14 protein-coding genes are annotated in these 16,050 nt (G+C 43.0%); 7 read left to right on the plus strand and 7 right to left on the minus strand.

Features of this window, described 5'->3' with window-relative positions:
- Window positions 1–95: 95 nt before the first annotated feature.
- On the minus strand, window positions 96–1,106 hold the full coding sequence (locus tag C3F22_RS01895; RefSeq protein ID WP_104425790.1) for an AraC family transcriptional regulator: 1,011 nt from the start codon (window positions 1,104–1,106) through the stop codon (window positions 96–98).
- Between the two features lie 213 nt (window positions 1,107–1,319).
- Between C3F22_RS01895 and C3F22_RS01900 the strand changes: the two genes are divergently transcribed.
- The 3 genes from C3F22_RS01900 to C3F22_RS01910 all read left to right on the plus strand — a co-directional run bounded on the left by C3F22_RS01900 (window position 1,320) and on the right by C3F22_RS01910 (window position 4,792).
- Window positions 1,320–2,444, plus strand: a complete 1,125-nt coding sequence (locus C3F22_RS01900) for a CaiB/BaiF CoA transferase family protein (protein WP_104425791.1) — start codon at window positions 1,320–1,322, stop codon at window positions 2,442–2,444.
- Between the two features lie 226 nt (window positions 2,445–2,670).
- Entirely contained in the window at window positions 2,671–4,314 is a 1,644-nt protein-coding gene (locus C3F22_RS01905; RefSeq protein ID WP_104425792.1) for a nitrite/sulfite reductase, read from the plus strand.
- Complete coding sequence (locus C3F22_RS01910) at window positions 4,307–4,792, plus strand: DUF934 domain-containing protein (RefSeq protein WP_004785193.1); 486 nt, start codon at window positions 4,307–4,309, stop codon at window positions 4,790–4,792. The genes C3F22_RS01905 and C3F22_RS01910 overlap by 8 nt, the downstream gene beginning before the upstream one ends.
- Window positions 4,793–4,843: 51 nt before the next feature.
- Here the strand turns inward: C3F22_RS01910 and C3F22_RS01915 are convergent, their stop codons facing one another.
- From C3F22_RS01915 to C3F22_RS01925, 3 genes are all read right to left on the minus strand, one after another.
- A complete protein-coding gene (locus C3F22_RS01915; protein WP_104425793.1) occupies window positions 4,844–5,299 on the minus strand; it encodes a VOC family protein in 456 nt (151 codons plus the stop codon).
- Window positions 5,300–5,486: 187 nt separating this feature from the next.
- Window positions 5,487–6,662, minus strand: a complete 1,176-nt coding sequence (locus C3F22_RS01920) for a thiolase family protein (protein ID WP_104425794.1) — start codon at window positions 6,660–6,662, stop codon at window positions 5,487–5,489.
- Between the two features lie 112 nt (window positions 6,663–6,774).
- Window positions 6,775–7,296 carry a GspH/FimT family pseudopilin gene (locus C3F22_RS01925; RefSeq protein WP_104425795.1) on the minus strand — a complete coding sequence of 174 codons (522 nt, stop codon included), beginning with the start codon at window positions 7,294–7,296 and terminating at the stop codon, window positions 6,775–6,777.
- A 375-nt stretch (window positions 7,297–7,671) separates the two neighbouring features.
- On the opposite strand from C3F22_RS01925, the gene omp38 reads away from it, so the two are divergent.
- Window positions 7,672–8,733, plus strand: a complete 1,062-nt coding sequence (gene omp38 / locus C3F22_RS01930) for an outer membrane protein Omp38 (protein ID WP_104425796.1) — start codon at window positions 7,672–7,674, stop codon at window positions 8,731–8,733.
- 103 nt (window positions 8,734–8,836) lie between these two features.
- Window positions 8,837–9,370, plus strand: coding sequence for a cysteine peptidase family C39 domain-containing protein (locus C3F22_RS01935; RefSeq protein WP_104425797.1), 534 nt, complete (start codon window positions 8,837–8,839; stop codon window positions 9,368–9,370).
- A gap of 57 nt (window positions 9,371–9,427) precedes the next feature.
- On the opposite strand, the gene C3F22_RS01940 is transcribed toward C3F22_RS01935, so the two are convergent.
- The 3 genes from C3F22_RS01940 to C3F22_RS01950 form a co-directional block, all read right to left on the minus strand.
- Window positions 9,428–10,891 carry an amino acid permease gene (locus C3F22_RS01940; protein ID WP_104425798.1) on the minus strand — a complete coding sequence of 488 codons (1,464 nt, stop codon included), beginning with the start codon at window positions 10,889–10,891 and terminating at the stop codon, window positions 9,428–9,430.
- Window positions 10,891–11,925 (minus strand): methyltransferase, encoded by a 1,035-nt coding sequence (locus C3F22_RS01945; RefSeq protein WP_104425799.1) that lies wholly within the window; start codon window positions 11,923–11,925, stop codon window positions 10,891–10,893. Before C3F22_RS01945 ends, C3F22_RS01940 begins: the two co-directional genes overlap by 1 nt.
- 66 nt (window positions 11,926–11,991) lie before the next feature.
- Complete coding sequence (locus C3F22_RS01950) at window positions 11,992–13,362, minus strand: uracil-xanthine permease family protein (RefSeq protein WP_034171116.1); 1,371 nt, start codon at window positions 13,360–13,362, stop codon at window positions 11,992–11,994.
- Between the two features lie 162 nt (window positions 13,363–13,524).
- Between C3F22_RS01950 and typA the strand changes: the two genes are divergently transcribed.
- Both typA and mscL read left to right on the plus strand, forming a co-directional pair.
- On the plus strand, window positions 13,525–15,360 hold the full coding sequence (gene typA / locus C3F22_RS01955) for a translational GTPase TypA (protein WP_004785176.1): 1,836 nt from the start codon (window positions 13,525–13,527) through the stop codon (window positions 15,358–15,360).
- Window positions 15,361–15,512: 152 nt separating this feature from the next.
- Window positions 15,513–15,950, plus strand: coding sequence for a large conductance mechanosensitive channel protein MscL (mscL, locus tag C3F22_RS01960; protein ID WP_005237137.1), 438 nt, complete (start codon window positions 15,513–15,515; stop codon window positions 15,948–15,950).
- The last annotated feature ends 100 nt before the right edge of the window (window positions 15,951–16,050 follow it).

Here is a 16,050-nt window from a genome sequence, read left to right on the forward strand (position 1 = left end):
CGGGCATAAAAAAGCCCAAGTCTGGAGCTTGGGCGAGGGGCTTGTAGCGCTTAATAAACGATACTTTTCAAGTATACAATTTTATAGCAAGGTTTTTAATGGTAACCGTGTAACTGACGGTATAGGCCTGGTGTTACCCCTGTCCATTTTTTGAAAGCACGGTGGAAAGTACTGGTTTCACTAAAGCCAACCTGTTGTGCAACATCTTCCAGAGTCAGATCTGGGTTAAGTAATAAGTGAATTGCAGCATCACGGCGCAGTGCATCTTTCACGCCCTGATAGCTCTTGCCTTCAGCAGCCAGACGGCGACGCAGGGTTTGCGGAGACAGGTAGAGTATCGATGCGACATCGTTCAAGGTCGGCATTTCTTCACCAATCTGGCTCTTTAATACATCACGGATCCGAGAAGTCAGCGAGTTGGTATTTTTAAATTTGACTAGAAGTTGAGCCGGAGCTGCTTTGAGGAATTCTTCCAGCGTTTCTTCATTCTGGCGAATTGGCAAATCCAGATAATCCGCTGCAAAGGTAATTTCAGTACGCGGTATATCGAACTGCATCACAGGTGCAAAGAACAGCGCATCGTATTCATCTGCATGCGCAGGGCGCGGGTAGCTGAAATGTACACGTTCTAGTGGCAGCCGACGTTCAATTAACCACGATGCCAGACCATGCCAGATCATCAGCATACTTTCGGTAATAAAGTGTTCCGGATCCATCGAATTTGGAATCAGGGGAACCAGACGCGCTTCGTGCTTGTCACGTTCCAGGGTTACAGACCAGTCATCACCAAAGAGTTTGTAAAATTGTGAAGAAAGCTCGAGTGCATCGCCCAGCGTTTTGGCATGGATGATCAACTGGCACATAATCGCGAAAGTGCCCAGACGACGCGGCTGTTTGTCAAAACCGACATGTTCGTCCTGGGTTACCATCCAGAGCATCTTGATAAAACGGGTATATTGTTCAGGCGAAATACGGGCCTTCGGCTGATGCAGAAGCTCGGCTTCAATCCCAACGTGAGACAATAAAGTATCGACATCCATGCCCAGGCGCTTAACGCCGTATAAGGCTGCATTGACGAAATGGATACTGATCGTATCACGACTCATGTTTAATCCTTCAGTCTCTTTAATGTTCACTAATATTTGACCTAAATGACAAAAAATAAAAAATCAATGGCAATTTACAAGAATGCAATTACCATTTTCTTACATGTTAAATTGCCGAAACTATCAAGGTAAATGGCTGAACATGACATTGTTTTTGGGCATTTATGTTCTTATGATGAGGCAAAAAGCAATATAAATAGAGTAATAACTCCAATGTCATATGCATTAAAAGGTTTGAAAATATTAGATTTTTCTACATTATTACCCGGTCCATTTGCCACATTATATCTTGCAGACATGGGTGCAGAAGTTGTGCATATTGAATCACCCACACGTCCTGATCTGGTGCGTTTAATGCCACCTTTTGCACATGGACAGGCCACAACGCATAATTATCTGAATCGAAACAAACATTCTGTCGCACTGGATTTAAAGAATCCCGAACATCTCGAACAGATCAAATCCCGAATTACAGATTATGACATTGTGGTCGAACAGTTTCGCCCAGGTGTGATGCAACGGCTTGGCCTGGATTATCCAACACTCAGTGCGCTCAATCCACGCTTAATCTATTGCTCGATTACCGGTTATGGTCAGACCGGCCCTTATATAGATCGGGCTGGGCATGACATTAACTATTTGGCTTTATCTGGGATTGCTGGGCATAGTGGCCGGCTTGAAAGCGGACCACCGGCAATGGGAATCCAGATTGCTGATGTCGCGGGCGGCTCTATGCATGCGCTGGTTGCCATTCTGGCAGCGGTGATTGAGCGGCAGAGCAGTGGTCAGGGACAATATATTGATATTTCCATGACCGATTGCGCGGCGACATTAAATAATATGGCAGCTTCTGCCAGTCTGGCGGGTAATCAGCATCAGCAGATAGAATCAGGTTACTTAAATGGCGGTACCTTTTATGACTATTATCAGACTCTGGATGATCGCTATCTATCAATAGGCAGTCTGGAGCCTCAATTCATGCAAGGTCTGGCACAATTGCTGGATTTGCCGATTATTCTGGAAAAAGGTGCTTCTTTGGCACCTGAAGATCATGCTTTAGTGAAACAGGCGATTCGCGATAAAATCAGTTCCCAACCTCTATCTCACTGGCAAGCCTTATTTTCTCAGGCAGATTTCTGTGTCGAACCTGTACTAAAGCTTGATGAAGCCCTGCATTCTGAGCTGGCGCAGCAACGTGAATGGGTGGTGCAGGTGCCAGTTAAAGCGGATCAGCAGGAGCAAACCGAAGCTCAACTGGCTTGCCCGATTAAGTTTTCAAGATCAACTATGCGATATCAATTTATTGGTCAGGCTTTAGGCGAAACCGAAGAGTGGTAATTGAGCAACCTTCTCATTTTGGTTTATGAAAAAAACTGCTAAAGATTTAAAAAATAAATCATTCACATTAAAAATCAGAGGAAGCTGATCTAAAGCTTTATATCATTGAAAGTTTGCTAGGCTTATCAATAAAATCGCTATGAAATATGTATAAAAAGCATTTTATTGATAGATTCAATGTCGTTATCCTTGCCGACGATATAATAGAAACTACTAGCTGTACGCCATGTATTTATATACTGATTTCGATCAGCAACTGATTAATGAACGTGTTGCACAGTTCCGTGACCAGACGGAACGTTATTTAGCGGGCAAATTGACGGAAGATGAATACCGTCCGCTCCGCCTTCAAAATGGTCTTTATGTACAACGTTATGCGCCAATGTTGCGTATTGCGGTACCTTATGGCCTGATGAATTCTAAACAACTTCGTAAAGTGGCTGATCTGGCGAAAGAGTATGATCGTGGCTATGCGCACGTTTCAACCCGTCAGAATATCCAGTTTAACTGGCCTGCACTAGAGAACGTGCCTGATATGCTGGCTGAACTGGCAACCGTGCAAATGCACGCGATCCAGACTTCAGGGAACTGTATCCGTAATACTACCACTGACCAGTATGCAGGTGTCGTGGCAGGTGAAATTGCAGATCCACGTCCAACTTGTGAATTGATCCGTCAATGGTCAACTTTCCACCCGGAATTTGCTTTCTTGCCACGTAAGTTCAAGATTGCGGTATCTGCGCTGGAAGAGATTGACCGTGCAGCAACTTCATTCCACGATATCGGTGTCTATATCGTGAAAAATGAAGCAGGCGAGATCGGCTATAAAATTAAAGTGGGTGGCGGCTTGGGCCGTACGCCAGTAATTGGCAGTTTTATTCGTGACTTCCTGCCACGTGAAGACCTGATTGCTTATCTTGAAGCGGTACTACGTGTGTATAACCTGCACGGCCGCCGCGACAACAAATACAAAGCACGTATCAAGATTCTGGTAAAAGCATTAACGCCAGAAGTTTTTGCTGAAAAAGTTGAAGCCGAATTTGTACATACTGTCAAGACATTAAAGATTGATGCTGAAACACTGGCGAAAATGGATGAAAACTTCACTCCATTTGACTACCAAGATTATGCGGATGAAGACTTCACTGAACTGTTTGCCCAGTATCCGAAGTTCAAGCAATGGTTCAATATCAATACCAATGCACATAAAGTGAAAGGTTATCGTATTGTCACGATTTCACTGAAACGTGCGGGTATTGCACCGGGTGATATGACCACTGAAGAAATGAACCTGATTGCAGACCTTGCAGACAAATACACCTTCGGTGAACTGCGTACAACTCACGAGCAAAATATTGCGCTGGTAGATGTACCACAAAAAGACTTATTTGAATTGTGGCAGACGCTGGATCAGCATAACCTGGCACGTGCGCATATCGGTTTCTTGACTGATATTATTTGCTGCCCAGGCGGTGATTTTTGTTCACTAGCGAATGCGAAATCCATTCCAATTTCTGAAGCGATTTCACGCCGTTTTGATGATCTGGATACTATTTACAACTTGGGTAAACTGGACCTGAACATTTCAGGTTGTATGAATGCCTGTGGTCATCATCACGTGGGTAACATCGGTATCCTGGGTGTAGATAAAAAAGGCGCTGAATTCTATCAGATCACTTTAGGTGGTAATGCGGATCATGATGCCTCTATTGGTGACATTCTTGGGCCATCATTTGCTGCAGAAGTGGTGCCGGATATCGTAGAAGAAATTCTGAATACTTATCTTGACTTGCGTCAGGATGGTGAAGAGTTTATCGATACTTATCGTCGTGTCGGCATTCAACCATTCAAGGAGCGCGCATATGCTTAATACCGCACTACAAGTGCTCTCTAAAGATGGCACAATTGCAGATAACACTTACCAGCTAATTGGTGAAGATGGTGTATTGCCACAGGGTGATGTAGTTCTGACTGTAGAGCAGTTAGACCAGATTGCCAATATTACTGGTAAAAAAGCATTGTACTTAACGGTTGATGCTTCACCTGAAACTAATGAATTTCCGCTTGAGCAACTTGATGCGATTTTTATTGAGTTTGCAGGTTTTAATGATGGCCGTGGTTATTCATTTGCTGCATTGCTTCGCCGTCAAGGTTTCCAGGGTGAGCTGCGTGCGACTGGTGATGTGTTCAAAGATGTCTTGAACTACATGAAGCGTTCTGGTTTCGATACTTTTGTCATTAAAGAAGGTAAAGATATTCAGGAAGCAGCTGCAGGCTTGGGTGATTTCACTAATCCGTACCAAGCTTCAACTGCCGTACCAACACCGAATTATCAAACTGGGGCTTAATTCGCCTTCAACTAAAAAGCCTCCATCTGGAGGCTTTTTTGTATTTAAACCTTAGGTTGCACGTTCTTCAAGTAGGCAATTAATCATCCATTGCACTCCGAATTGATCCGTAAAGGCACTATAAAGTGCACCCCAAAATGTTTTTTCTAAAGGCATTTCGATTTGACCATTCACCGATAAAGCTTCATAGAGTCGTTTGGCTTCATCCTGTTCATTGGCACTTAAAATAATCGCAATATAGTGATTAGTACCTTTCCTAAATGCTGGTGTGTTTTCAGTACAGAGCTTGTCATTGATATCCGAACCCATGAGCTCTGTGTATTCATTAATTGGAAGTGAGATATGTAAAATCAGATTTTTTTCTTCACTTGATAAATCAATTCCTTGCTGCCCAGGCGTATCTCCATAACGGGTTAGACTGGAAAATTCGCCACCAAATACCGAACGATAAAAGGTAAAGGCAGCTTCGGTCTCACCCTGGAAATTAAGGTAATGATTAAGTCGCATGTAGGATTCCTTTTCTTGTTCTGAATCCCTTTAATTTACGCCCTGAATTGAATTTGATTAATAAAGAAGCTTTATGAAAATGTAATTAAAAGAATTTAATTTATGGACAGATAATAAAAAAATGAAATATTTATAAAATAAAAAGAGGGCTATAAAAGCCCTCTGTACTAATTGATTATAAAAGAATTTAGATCAGTTCGATTGCGACCGCAGTTGCTTCACCACCGCCAATACATAGCGCAGCGATACCACGTTTACCGCCTGTACGTTTCAATGCGTGGATCAAGGTCAGGATAATACGTGAACCTGTAGAACCAACCGGGTGACCGAGTGCACATGCACCACCGTTAATGTTGACTTTTTCAGGATCAAGCTTGAACTCATCCATTGGGCACATGGTGACCATGGCAAAGGCTTCGTTGATTTCCCAAAGGTCAACTTCCTCAGCTTTCCAGCCAGTTTTATCCAGAACTTTCTGAATAGCGCCAACAGGAGCAATCGTGAATTCAGATGGATGCTGAGAGTTTGAAGCATAAGCGATGATTTTAGCCAAAGGCGCTAAACCTTTAGCTGATGCATTGTCGCCTGAAGTCAGTACAAGGGCAGAGGCACCATCTGAAATTGAGCTGGCATTTGCTGCAGTGATCGTCCCGTCTTTTGCAAAAGCAGGACGTAAAGTTGGAATCTTGTCAATATTGGCATTGAAAGGTTGCTCATCCTTATCAACGACCACATCACCTTTACGGGTGGAAACAGTGACTGGCACGATTTCATCAGCAAAGTAGCCTTCATTGACTGCAGTTTGAGCACGTTTCAGTGAACGGATTGCAAATTCATCCATCTGTTCACGTGTATAACCTTTGCTATTCGCCATATCTTGAGCAAATGAACCCATCAGGCGACCAGTTTCGGCATCTTCCAGGCCATCCAGGAACATATGGTCCTTGATTTCACCATGACCCATACGGAAACCGCCACGTGCTTTTGGCAATACGTATGGGGCATTGGTCATGGATTCCATACCACCTGCAACCACATAAGTTGCAGAACCTGCCTTAATCATATCTGCCGCTTGCATGACTGCTTTCATGCCTGAACCACATAATTTGTTGATGGTGACAGCACCGGTAGAATCAGGCAGACCTGCTTTACGCATCGCTTGACGGGCGGGGCCTTGTTTTAAACCTGCCGGGAGTACACAACCCATAATGACTTCTTCAATATCGGTTGGCTGCAAGCCTGAACGAGCAATCGCCTCTTTGATGGTGGCAGCGCCTAGTTCAGGTGCAGTAACGCTAGCCAAGCTGCCTTGAAAGCCGCCCATCGCTGTACGTGCGCCATTGACAATTACGATGTCAGTCATTGTTATATCTCCCTATAAGTTTTGATCATTTTTTCTCGAACCTAAGCAGTATATTGAAAAAAGTACAGGATTAAAGTCCTAATCTGGATAAATCATAGACTCTAGGGTTTTATTAACAGGAGGCCAGATGTTCGATTCGGATATGCCCCATTTTATTCAAGACAATACGTTGTTGGGATGCAAGGTGAGTAGAACAATAATAAAAGCTGCCATTTGATCCAATCGGTAAAGCCGTTTGGGCCTGATAAGTTACGTTCGGCATACTTAAAGCACCTCGCCAACTCAAGTTACCGTATTTAAGATTAAGTTGTTCAATGTGTAAAATTTGTTCGTCATTGTCGACTTGACGATTACGGTTTTTATCAATAAATACCAGCAAATTTTTATTCCATTGGTTTGCTTGACAGGTTAATGAATCTTGACTGGGACAAATCACAATATTCTGGTGAAACACAGCTGCCTGGCTGCGTGCATAACGATTGGTTGCTGTAATTTTCATCGGAATATTTTTAGCTTCCTGCTTGGATAGATAATCATGAAAGTAAGGCAAGGCAATTGTGACCACAATTGCCATAAGGGCAATACAGATAATTAACTCAACAATAGTGAACGCTCTTGTTATCTTTTTATACATAGAGTTACCTGATTTATATATTATTTTTATTTGAAACATGCTATTAATTGTGCGTTTTTTATGCTTAATTGAGCGAGTAAGAAATGCCTTACTCAAAATTCAAAAAGGCGCTTAAAAATAAATTGGCAATGACAATAGGCGATTCACAACAAAAAATTGAGTAAAAAATTACTGAATTACAACGGAAATTGTAAGTAATTTTGTCAATAATTTACTTGATTAGATTAATCAAGCACTTGGAAAAATAATAAAGTGTTTGTATGATGCGCAGTGAATAGCTTAAAAATAACACTGGGGTAAAAAAAGCCTATCTCAGAATGGCCTATTAGAAGGCTTGAGCTTGAACAACAATTGTTATCTCTGGAGGATAAATCCATGAAAATGAGTCGTATTGCTTTAGCAATGCTTGTAGCTGCTCCTTTTGCTGCTGCAAACGCAGGTGTAACTGTTACTCCATTAATGTTAGGTTATACTTGGCAAGACACCCAACACAACAATGGCGGTGATGATGGCGAACTAACAACTTCTGGTGAAATGGAAGATGATCTATTTGTTGGTGCTGCAATTGGTGTTGAACTAACTCCATGGTTAGGTTTTGAAGCTGAATATAGCCAAGTTAAAGGCGATATGCGAGATCTAGCAGGTGCTGAATACAAAGGCCAGAACATTGCAGGTAATTTCTATGCAACTTCTGACGTATTTACTGGCAACTATGACAGCAAAATCAAGCCATATGCATTATTAGGTGCTGGTCACTATAAATATGAGTTTGATGGTGCTTCAGAAGCTGCTTTAGGTCGTACTGGTCGTGGTTTTGAAGAAGAAGGTACACTAGGTAATGCTGGTATCGGTGCATTCTGGCACATCAACGATGCTTTAGCGCTACGTACTGAAGCTCGTGGTACTTACCACTTCGACGAAAAATTCTGGAACTATACAGCACTTGCTGGTCTTAACGTAGTTCTAGGTGGTCGTTTGAAACCAGCTGCTGACGTTGTAGAAGTTGCTCCAGTTGAGCCAGTAGCTCCAGTTGCTCCAGCTCCACAAGAGTTGACTGAAGACCTGAACATGGAACTTCGCGTGTTCTTTGATACGAATAAATCAAACATCAAAGACCAATACAAACCAGAAATCGCGAAAGTTGCTGAGAAGCTAGTTGAATATCCAAACGCAACTGCTCGTATTGAAGGTCACACAGACAGCACTGGTCCACGTGCATTGAACGAACGTTTATCTCTAGCTCGTGCTAACTCTGTTAAATCTGCACTTGTTAACGAATACAACGTAGATGCATCTCGTTTGTCTACTCAAGGTTTCGCTTGGGATCAACCGATTGCTGACAACAACACTAAAGAAGGTCGTGCTATGAACCGTCGTGTATTCGCGACAATCACTGGTAGCCGTACTGTTCTAGCTGAACAACCAGTTGCTCAATAATTCGTTATTGAACACTGATTAAAAAAAGCGACTCTTTGAGTCGCTTTTTTTATGGCTGTTTTTTGCATACACTTGCTGCTCGAAACTGATTTTGAGTTAAAGCATGAGCATAGAACTCCCTGAAGACTTACAAAGTCTGGAAGCTAATAGTGGTATTTATGCGATCTGGATGATTTTTCATCATTATGGAGTGGATCTGCATATTCCTGATCTAGTGCAATTGACACAACATAATGATGAGATGGGAACTTCAAGTATTGCGCTCGCTGTTGCCCTCAAAACATTGGGACTCGATGTTGAGTTTTTTACAGAAACTGATCCCGATAAACAGCCGCTTGAAATCCAGTTTTATCAAAAAGCACAAGAACTCAAAGTGCCTGTTCATGAATATCCACTTTCTTATACAGATATTCAAAAATTAGTGGATAAAGCCCGTTTTGTAATTGTATTCTACGACACGCTGGAAGAGGTGGGGAACCATTCATTAATTTATGAAATCAATGAAAAAGAAATCAGTTTCTTTGATAGTTTTGATGCAATGCCTAGAGAGATTTTCGAACAGCAGCGTCGAGTAGAAGGTATTTGTCAGCAAGTCATCGTGATTGATGATCGTAATTTTGTCATGCGTCATAGCTGATTTCAGAATATAAAAAAAAGCAGCTACTTGAGCTGCTTTTTTAATAAAGGTGAGATATTAGTCTTTTGCAATATTCATCGGTTGAACATCCATCTCCTGATAAGAAACCAGTTTGGTTTTATATTTCCATTTATAACCCAGCCAAATCACCAAGAATAATAAAATACCGATATAAGTAGAAAGGACAGCCAACCACTCACCATCTAGGACAGCTTGATAATTCTGACCTAATACCACAATTGAACAAAGAATGAAGGCAAACCAAGGTGCGAACGGGAAAAATTTAGCTCTATAGGCCAGACCTTCAAGTTGATAGCCTTGAGCCAGATAACCTTTACGGAAGCGATAATGTGAGATTGCAATCCCGAGCCAGACAATGAAGCCACACATACCTGACATATTCAGCAACCAGTTAAACACTTCCTGCTCGCCAAAGAATGTGGTCAAGAAACATAGTGCCGCAATCGCCGTTGTCGCATACAGGGCATTCATCGGTACACCGCGTGGATCCAGATGGGCAAACAGCTTAGGTGCACTGCCTTTACGCGCCATATCGAACAGCATACGGGTAGAAGAATACATGCCTGAGTTACCCGCAGACAGAATCGCCGTCAGAATTACCGCATTCATCATACTGGCTGCAAAAGCAAAACCTGCTTTCTCATACAATAAAGTGAATGGAGAAAGGGTAACGTCTTCTGTTGCAGCTGCCTGTAATAGACGTGGATCATTATAAGCAACTAATGTACCGATAATGAAAATACACACGATATAGAACAGCAGGATTCGCCAGAAGATCTGCTTGATTGCGACTGGAATGGTTTTTTGCGGATCTTTAGATTCACCAGCGGCTACACCAACCATCTCGGTTCCCTGGAACGAGAATCCGGCAATCATGGCAACACCAATAAGGGCCTGGAAACCACCAACAAAAGGCGCTTCACCCACGCTCCAGTTTGCAAATGCTGAAGCACCCGGTGTGAGCATGATCTTGGCAATCATCCAGATCCCGATGATGATAAAGGCAATAATTGTCAGTACTTTCACCAAAGAGAAGAAGAATTCTGACTCACCAAAACCTTTTACTGTGAGAGCGTTAATCCCAAAGATCACAGCGAGGAAGATCGCACTCCAGTAAAAGCCCGGAATATCAGGGAACCAGAATTTCATAATGAACTGTACGGCAACCAGTTCAAAGGCAACGGTAATCGCCCAGTTGTACCAGTAGTTCCAGCCTAAAGCGAAACCAAAGCCACCTTCGACATATTTGGTGCCGTAGGTAAAGAATGCGCCCGAGGTCGGATTATGAGTCGCAAGTTCTCCAAGGCTGGTCATCAAGAAATAAATCATTACGCCAATCAAGGCATAGGCGAGGAGTGCGCCCCCCGGGCCTGCGCTGGCAATGGTCGCACCTGAGGCCAGGAATAAACCTGTACCGATAGACCCGCCAATCGCGATCATATTGAGATGACGAGCACCAAGCTTACGCTGCAGCTGCACGCTGTTCTGAGTTTCGCTCATCATGATTCCTTAGCATTTTTTTGAGTGCTGGCGAAGAGCACTTTAAAACCTTGTTGATCAGTTTTGACTGTACATTGGCCAAAACTTTGTTCAATTAAAATTGGATAATTTAAGAAGCGGTTTGCCACAATCCACAATTCACCGCCAGACTTGAGATGACGACGCGAAGTCTTACATAGAGTTTCGCTAGCCGCATAGTTGGTTTGGATTCCCTGATGGAAAGGGGGATTGCTGACAATGGCATGTAAAAAGAGCGGTGCATCTTCAATACCTGACACAGCTTTAATTTCCAGCTGCTGAGGACTGAGCTGATTTTTCTCAAATGTCATTTGAGTAGAAGCCAAGGCAAAGGCATCTACGTCCAGAGCAAAAATACGGTTCTCAGGATTCAGTTTGGCTAAATAAGCACTGATCACACCTGCGCCACAGCCAAAGTCGGCAATCTTGCCTGAAGTCACTTGAGATAAATAGGGTAAGAACACCGCTGTTCCTACATCCAGATGATCCTGACTGAATACACCTGGAAGTGCACAAATCTGCAAATCACCTTTTGGTGTCGCCACTGTATAGGTCTGTGCCCAATCTGCCAACGCTTTTGCTTCGACCGTGTAGTCTAGAGTCAATTGCCACAATTGGCAATGTCGTGCGCTGTCGAGCTTGATGAGTTTACCATAAGCCTGTAGCTGCTTTGCTGCACGCTCTACACCACCTTTCTTTTCACCCACCAGGAAGACACTGCTGCCTTGTTTTAATCGGGCTGCAATATTGTGAATCAGATAATTCAATAATTCTTTTGATTTAGGTACGAAAATAACTGCCTGATCAAATTCTTGATCAGGAAATTCTGCGCCGAAATGAACCTGGGCCTGCTGTGACTGGAAATACTGAAAATCATTATAATTCCATGTCCAAACAAAGGGCTGGATAGATTCACCACATTCAGCAAGAAGCTCATCGGTCGGGGCATTCACCAGCAATACGCGACCAGACAAATAATCATATTGTCTTAATAAAACTTCGCTTTTAGGATCCATAGATCTCTCTCCAATAGAAAAAACACTGTCCGAGTCCAACTCAGACAGTGTTCTTTGGACATGAAATTACTTCTTTACTTCAGGAAGTACAATATTCAATACGAGGGCTGCAATACCACCTGTCGCAACACCGGAACTAAAGATGTTACGGAATAATTCAGGAAGATGTTCCAGAATCTGAGGCACTTGCGCAACACCCAAGCCAAGTGCAAGTGAGATTGCAATGATCAGCAGGGCACGACGGTCCAAGTGAATACCAGACAGGATATTAATCCCAGATGCAGCGACTGCACCGAACATCACCATCACTGCGCCACCAAGCACAGCCTGAGGAACGGCCTGAATCACACCGGCTACTGCTGGAAGTAGACCTAGAATCACAAGGAGTGCTGCGATCCAGATCCCGACATAACGGCTAGCTACACCAGTCAATTGAATCACACCATTATTTTGTGCGAAAACTGAGCTCGGGAAGGTATTAAATAATCCTGCAAGCAGGGAGTTGGCACCATTTACCAATACACCGCCTTTAATGCGATTCATCCAGGTTTGACCATCCACTGGCTGATTCGATAATTTTGATGTGGCTGTAATATCACCAATGGCTTCCAGTGAAGTCACCAGGTAAATGAATGACATTGGAATGAATAAGCTCCAAGAGAAGCTTAAACCAAAATGCATTGGGGTTGGAATCTGAACCAGAGGTGCATCTTTTAAACCATCAAAGTTGAGATGACCCATAAAGCCGGCAAGGATATAACCCACAACCAGTGCAATCAGAATTGCTGAGCTTTTTACCCAAGTGATGCGTACACGGTTCAGTAAAATAATTAATGCCAGAACGGTACATGACATGATCAGGTTATCTGCATTGGCGAAAGTTTTGTCGCCCATGGCTTGATAACCACCACCCATGCTGATCAGACCTTCTTTAATCAAGGTTAAACCAATCAATAGAACTACAATACCCGTTACTAGTGGAGTAATGAGTTTCTTCACCCACGGTAAAATGCGTGACACGCCCATTTCAATAAATGAACCTGCAATCACTACACCAAAGATCGAAGCCATCACCGCTTCTACCGGTGTGCCTGCAGCGACCATCGCTGAACCGATCCCGATGATCGGGCCAATAAAGTTAAAACTTGTACCCTGAACAATCAGCAAGCCTGCACCAAAGGGACCTACTTTCTTGGATTGTAAGAAAGTCGCAATCCCCGAAATCACCAAAGACATGGATAAGATCATGTTAGTGTCTTCTCTGGAGACTCCCAGCGCCAGACAAATGAGCAGGCCAGGGGTCACAATTGGGACAATAATGGCCAATAAATGCTGGAATGCGGCTAAAAATGCGATAAACGGTTTAGGATGATCTTCAAGGCCGTACACAAGGTCAAGTTGATCTTTAGAAGGAGGAGATTGATTAAAATCAGACATGTGTCAATGCAAATTAAGGCTGGGTGGCGCTATTCTAATCGAGTTACACGTCATTACAAAAGTAATTGGAAAAAAAATTGACGCTCTCTACAAACAGTCACTGTCAAAATTTTGTATTTTTCTGTATAATTTGCCCTCAAATTTAAAACGTATCGAATTTACATGTCAGATATTAAAACTCTCCGTAACATTGCCATTATCGCGCACGTCGACCATGGTAAAACCACTCTTGTAGACAAACTTTTGCAACAATCAGGTGCTCTCGGTGATCGCGCGGGTGAGATCGAGCGTGTCATGGATTCGAATGCGTTAGAATCTGAACGTGGTATTACCATTCTTGCAAAAAACACTGCAATCAAGTGGTTAGATAAACGTACAGATACAGAATACCGTATTAACATCGTGGACACCCCGGGACACGCCGACTTCGGTGGTGAAGTTGAACGTGTAATGTCGATGGTTGACTGCGTACTGCTTCTTGTAGACTCACAAGAAGGTCCTATGCCACAAACTCGTTTCGTAACGCAAAAAGCGTTCGCGCGTGGTTTGAAACCAATCGTAATTATCAATAAAGTTGATAAACCAAGTGCGCGTCCAGACTGGGTAATCGATCAAGTATTCGATTTGTTCGACAACCTTGGCGGTACTGACGAACAGTTAGACTTCCCAGTAGTTTATGCTTCTGGTCTTCGTGGTGTTGCTGGTCCTTCTCCAGAAGAACTTGCTGATGACATGACTCCATTGTTCCAAACAATCGTAGACATCGTTGAGCCACCAGCAGTTGACGTTGACGGTCCATTCCAGATGCAAATTTCATCTTTGGACTATAACAGCTTCGTAGGTGTAATCGGTGTTGGTCGTATCCAGCGCGGTTCTGTAAAACTGAACACTCCTGTGACTGTGATCGACAAAGAAGGCAAAACCCGTAACGGCCGTATCTTGAAAATCATGGGTTACCATGGTCTAGAACGTGTTGACATTGAAGAAGCTTCTGCAGGTGATATCGTTTGTGTAACTGGTATCGATGCACTGAACATTTCAGATACAATCTGTGATCCTAAAAATGTTGAAGCGCTTCCAGCACTTTCTGTAGATGAACCGACTGTGTCTATGACTTTCCAGGTGAACAACTCCCCGTTCGCTGGTAAAGAAGGTAAATTCGTAACTTCACGTAATATCCGTGAGCGTCTTGACCGAGAATTGATCCACAACGTAGCACTTCGTGTTGAAGATACTGACAGTCCTGATCGTTTTAAAGTATCTGGTCGTGGTGAGCTTCACCTTTCTGTACTGATCGAAAACATGCGTCGTGAAGGCTTCGAGCTTGGTGTATCACGTCCGCAAGTGATCATGAAAGAAATCGACGGTCAAATGCAAGAACCGTACGAAAACGTAACGTTTGACGTTGAAGAACAGCACCAAGGTTCTGTAATGGAACAAATGGGTCACCGTAAAGGCGAAATGACCAATATGGAAGTTGACGGTAAAGGCCGTATCCGTATTGAAGCAACTGTTCCTTCACGTGGCTTGATCGGTTTCCGTTCTGAATTCATGACCATGACTTCTGGTACTGGTATTATGACTTCAAGCTTCTCGCACTACGGTCCTGCTAAACAAGGTACTGTTGCGAAACGTCAAAACGGTGTACTGATTTCTATGGTTCAAGGTACTTGTCTGGGCTATGCACTGTTCACACTTCAAGACCGTGGTCGACTGTTTGCTAAACCACAGTTAGAAGTTTATGAAGGTATGATCGTAGGTATCAACTCACGTTCTGACGACATGGTGGTTAACCCAACTAAAGCGAAACAGTTAACTAACGTACGTGCGTCTGGTACTGATGAAGCATTGACTCTTGTTCCAAACCTTGAATACACGCTAGAACAAGCGCTTGAATTCATTGAAGATGACGAGCTAGTTGAAGTAACACCTAAGTCAATCCGTATCCGTAAACGTTACCTGACTGAAAACGAACGTAAACGTAACCGTTCTAAATAAGACTAGTCACTCGTACGAAAAAAGCCGCTGAATCAGTTCAGCGGCTTTTTTATTGGGTAGAAATTACATACACTTAATAAATTAGTTTTAAATAGAAATCCCTAACTAATGTATAATCCATCACAAAATTGCATAAAAATACTGGTGACTTTATGAGCATTATTCAAGAATTTAAAGAATTTGCGGTAAAAGGCAATGTCATGGATCTCGCAGTGGGCGTGATCATTGGCGGTGCTTTCGGTAAAATTATCGATTCTATGGTGAAAGACATCATCATGCCTGTCGTGAGTTGGATCTTGGGTGGTGATGTTGATTACTCTAACTGGTTTGTCGTATTAGGTGATAATCCAAATAATGTGACCAATCTGGCTGCGGCACAGGCGGCAGGTCTAAATGTCTTTGCTTATGGTAATTTCCTGACCATTCTCATTAATTTCCTGTTATTGGCATGGGTGGTGTTCTGGTTGGTGAAACTGATGAACAAACTACGCCGTAAACAAGAAGCAGAACCAGAGCCAGAAGCTACTCCGGAAGATATTGCATTATTACGTGAAATCCGTGACGAGCTAAAAAAACGTCCTGAAGCTTAAGCTTTTCGAGTAAATAAAAAACGGCGCTGAGTGCGCCGTTTTTTATTGAATCCCTCCTTGCGAAGCAGTGCTTCTCACCTTTTTCAAAGGGGGACTCCTC

The organism is Acinetobacter sp. ACNIH1 (assembly GCF_002934695.1).
GTDB classification, from domain to species: domain Bacteria; phylum Pseudomonadota; class Gammaproteobacteria; order Pseudomonadales; family Moraxellaceae; genus Acinetobacter; species Acinetobacter variabilis.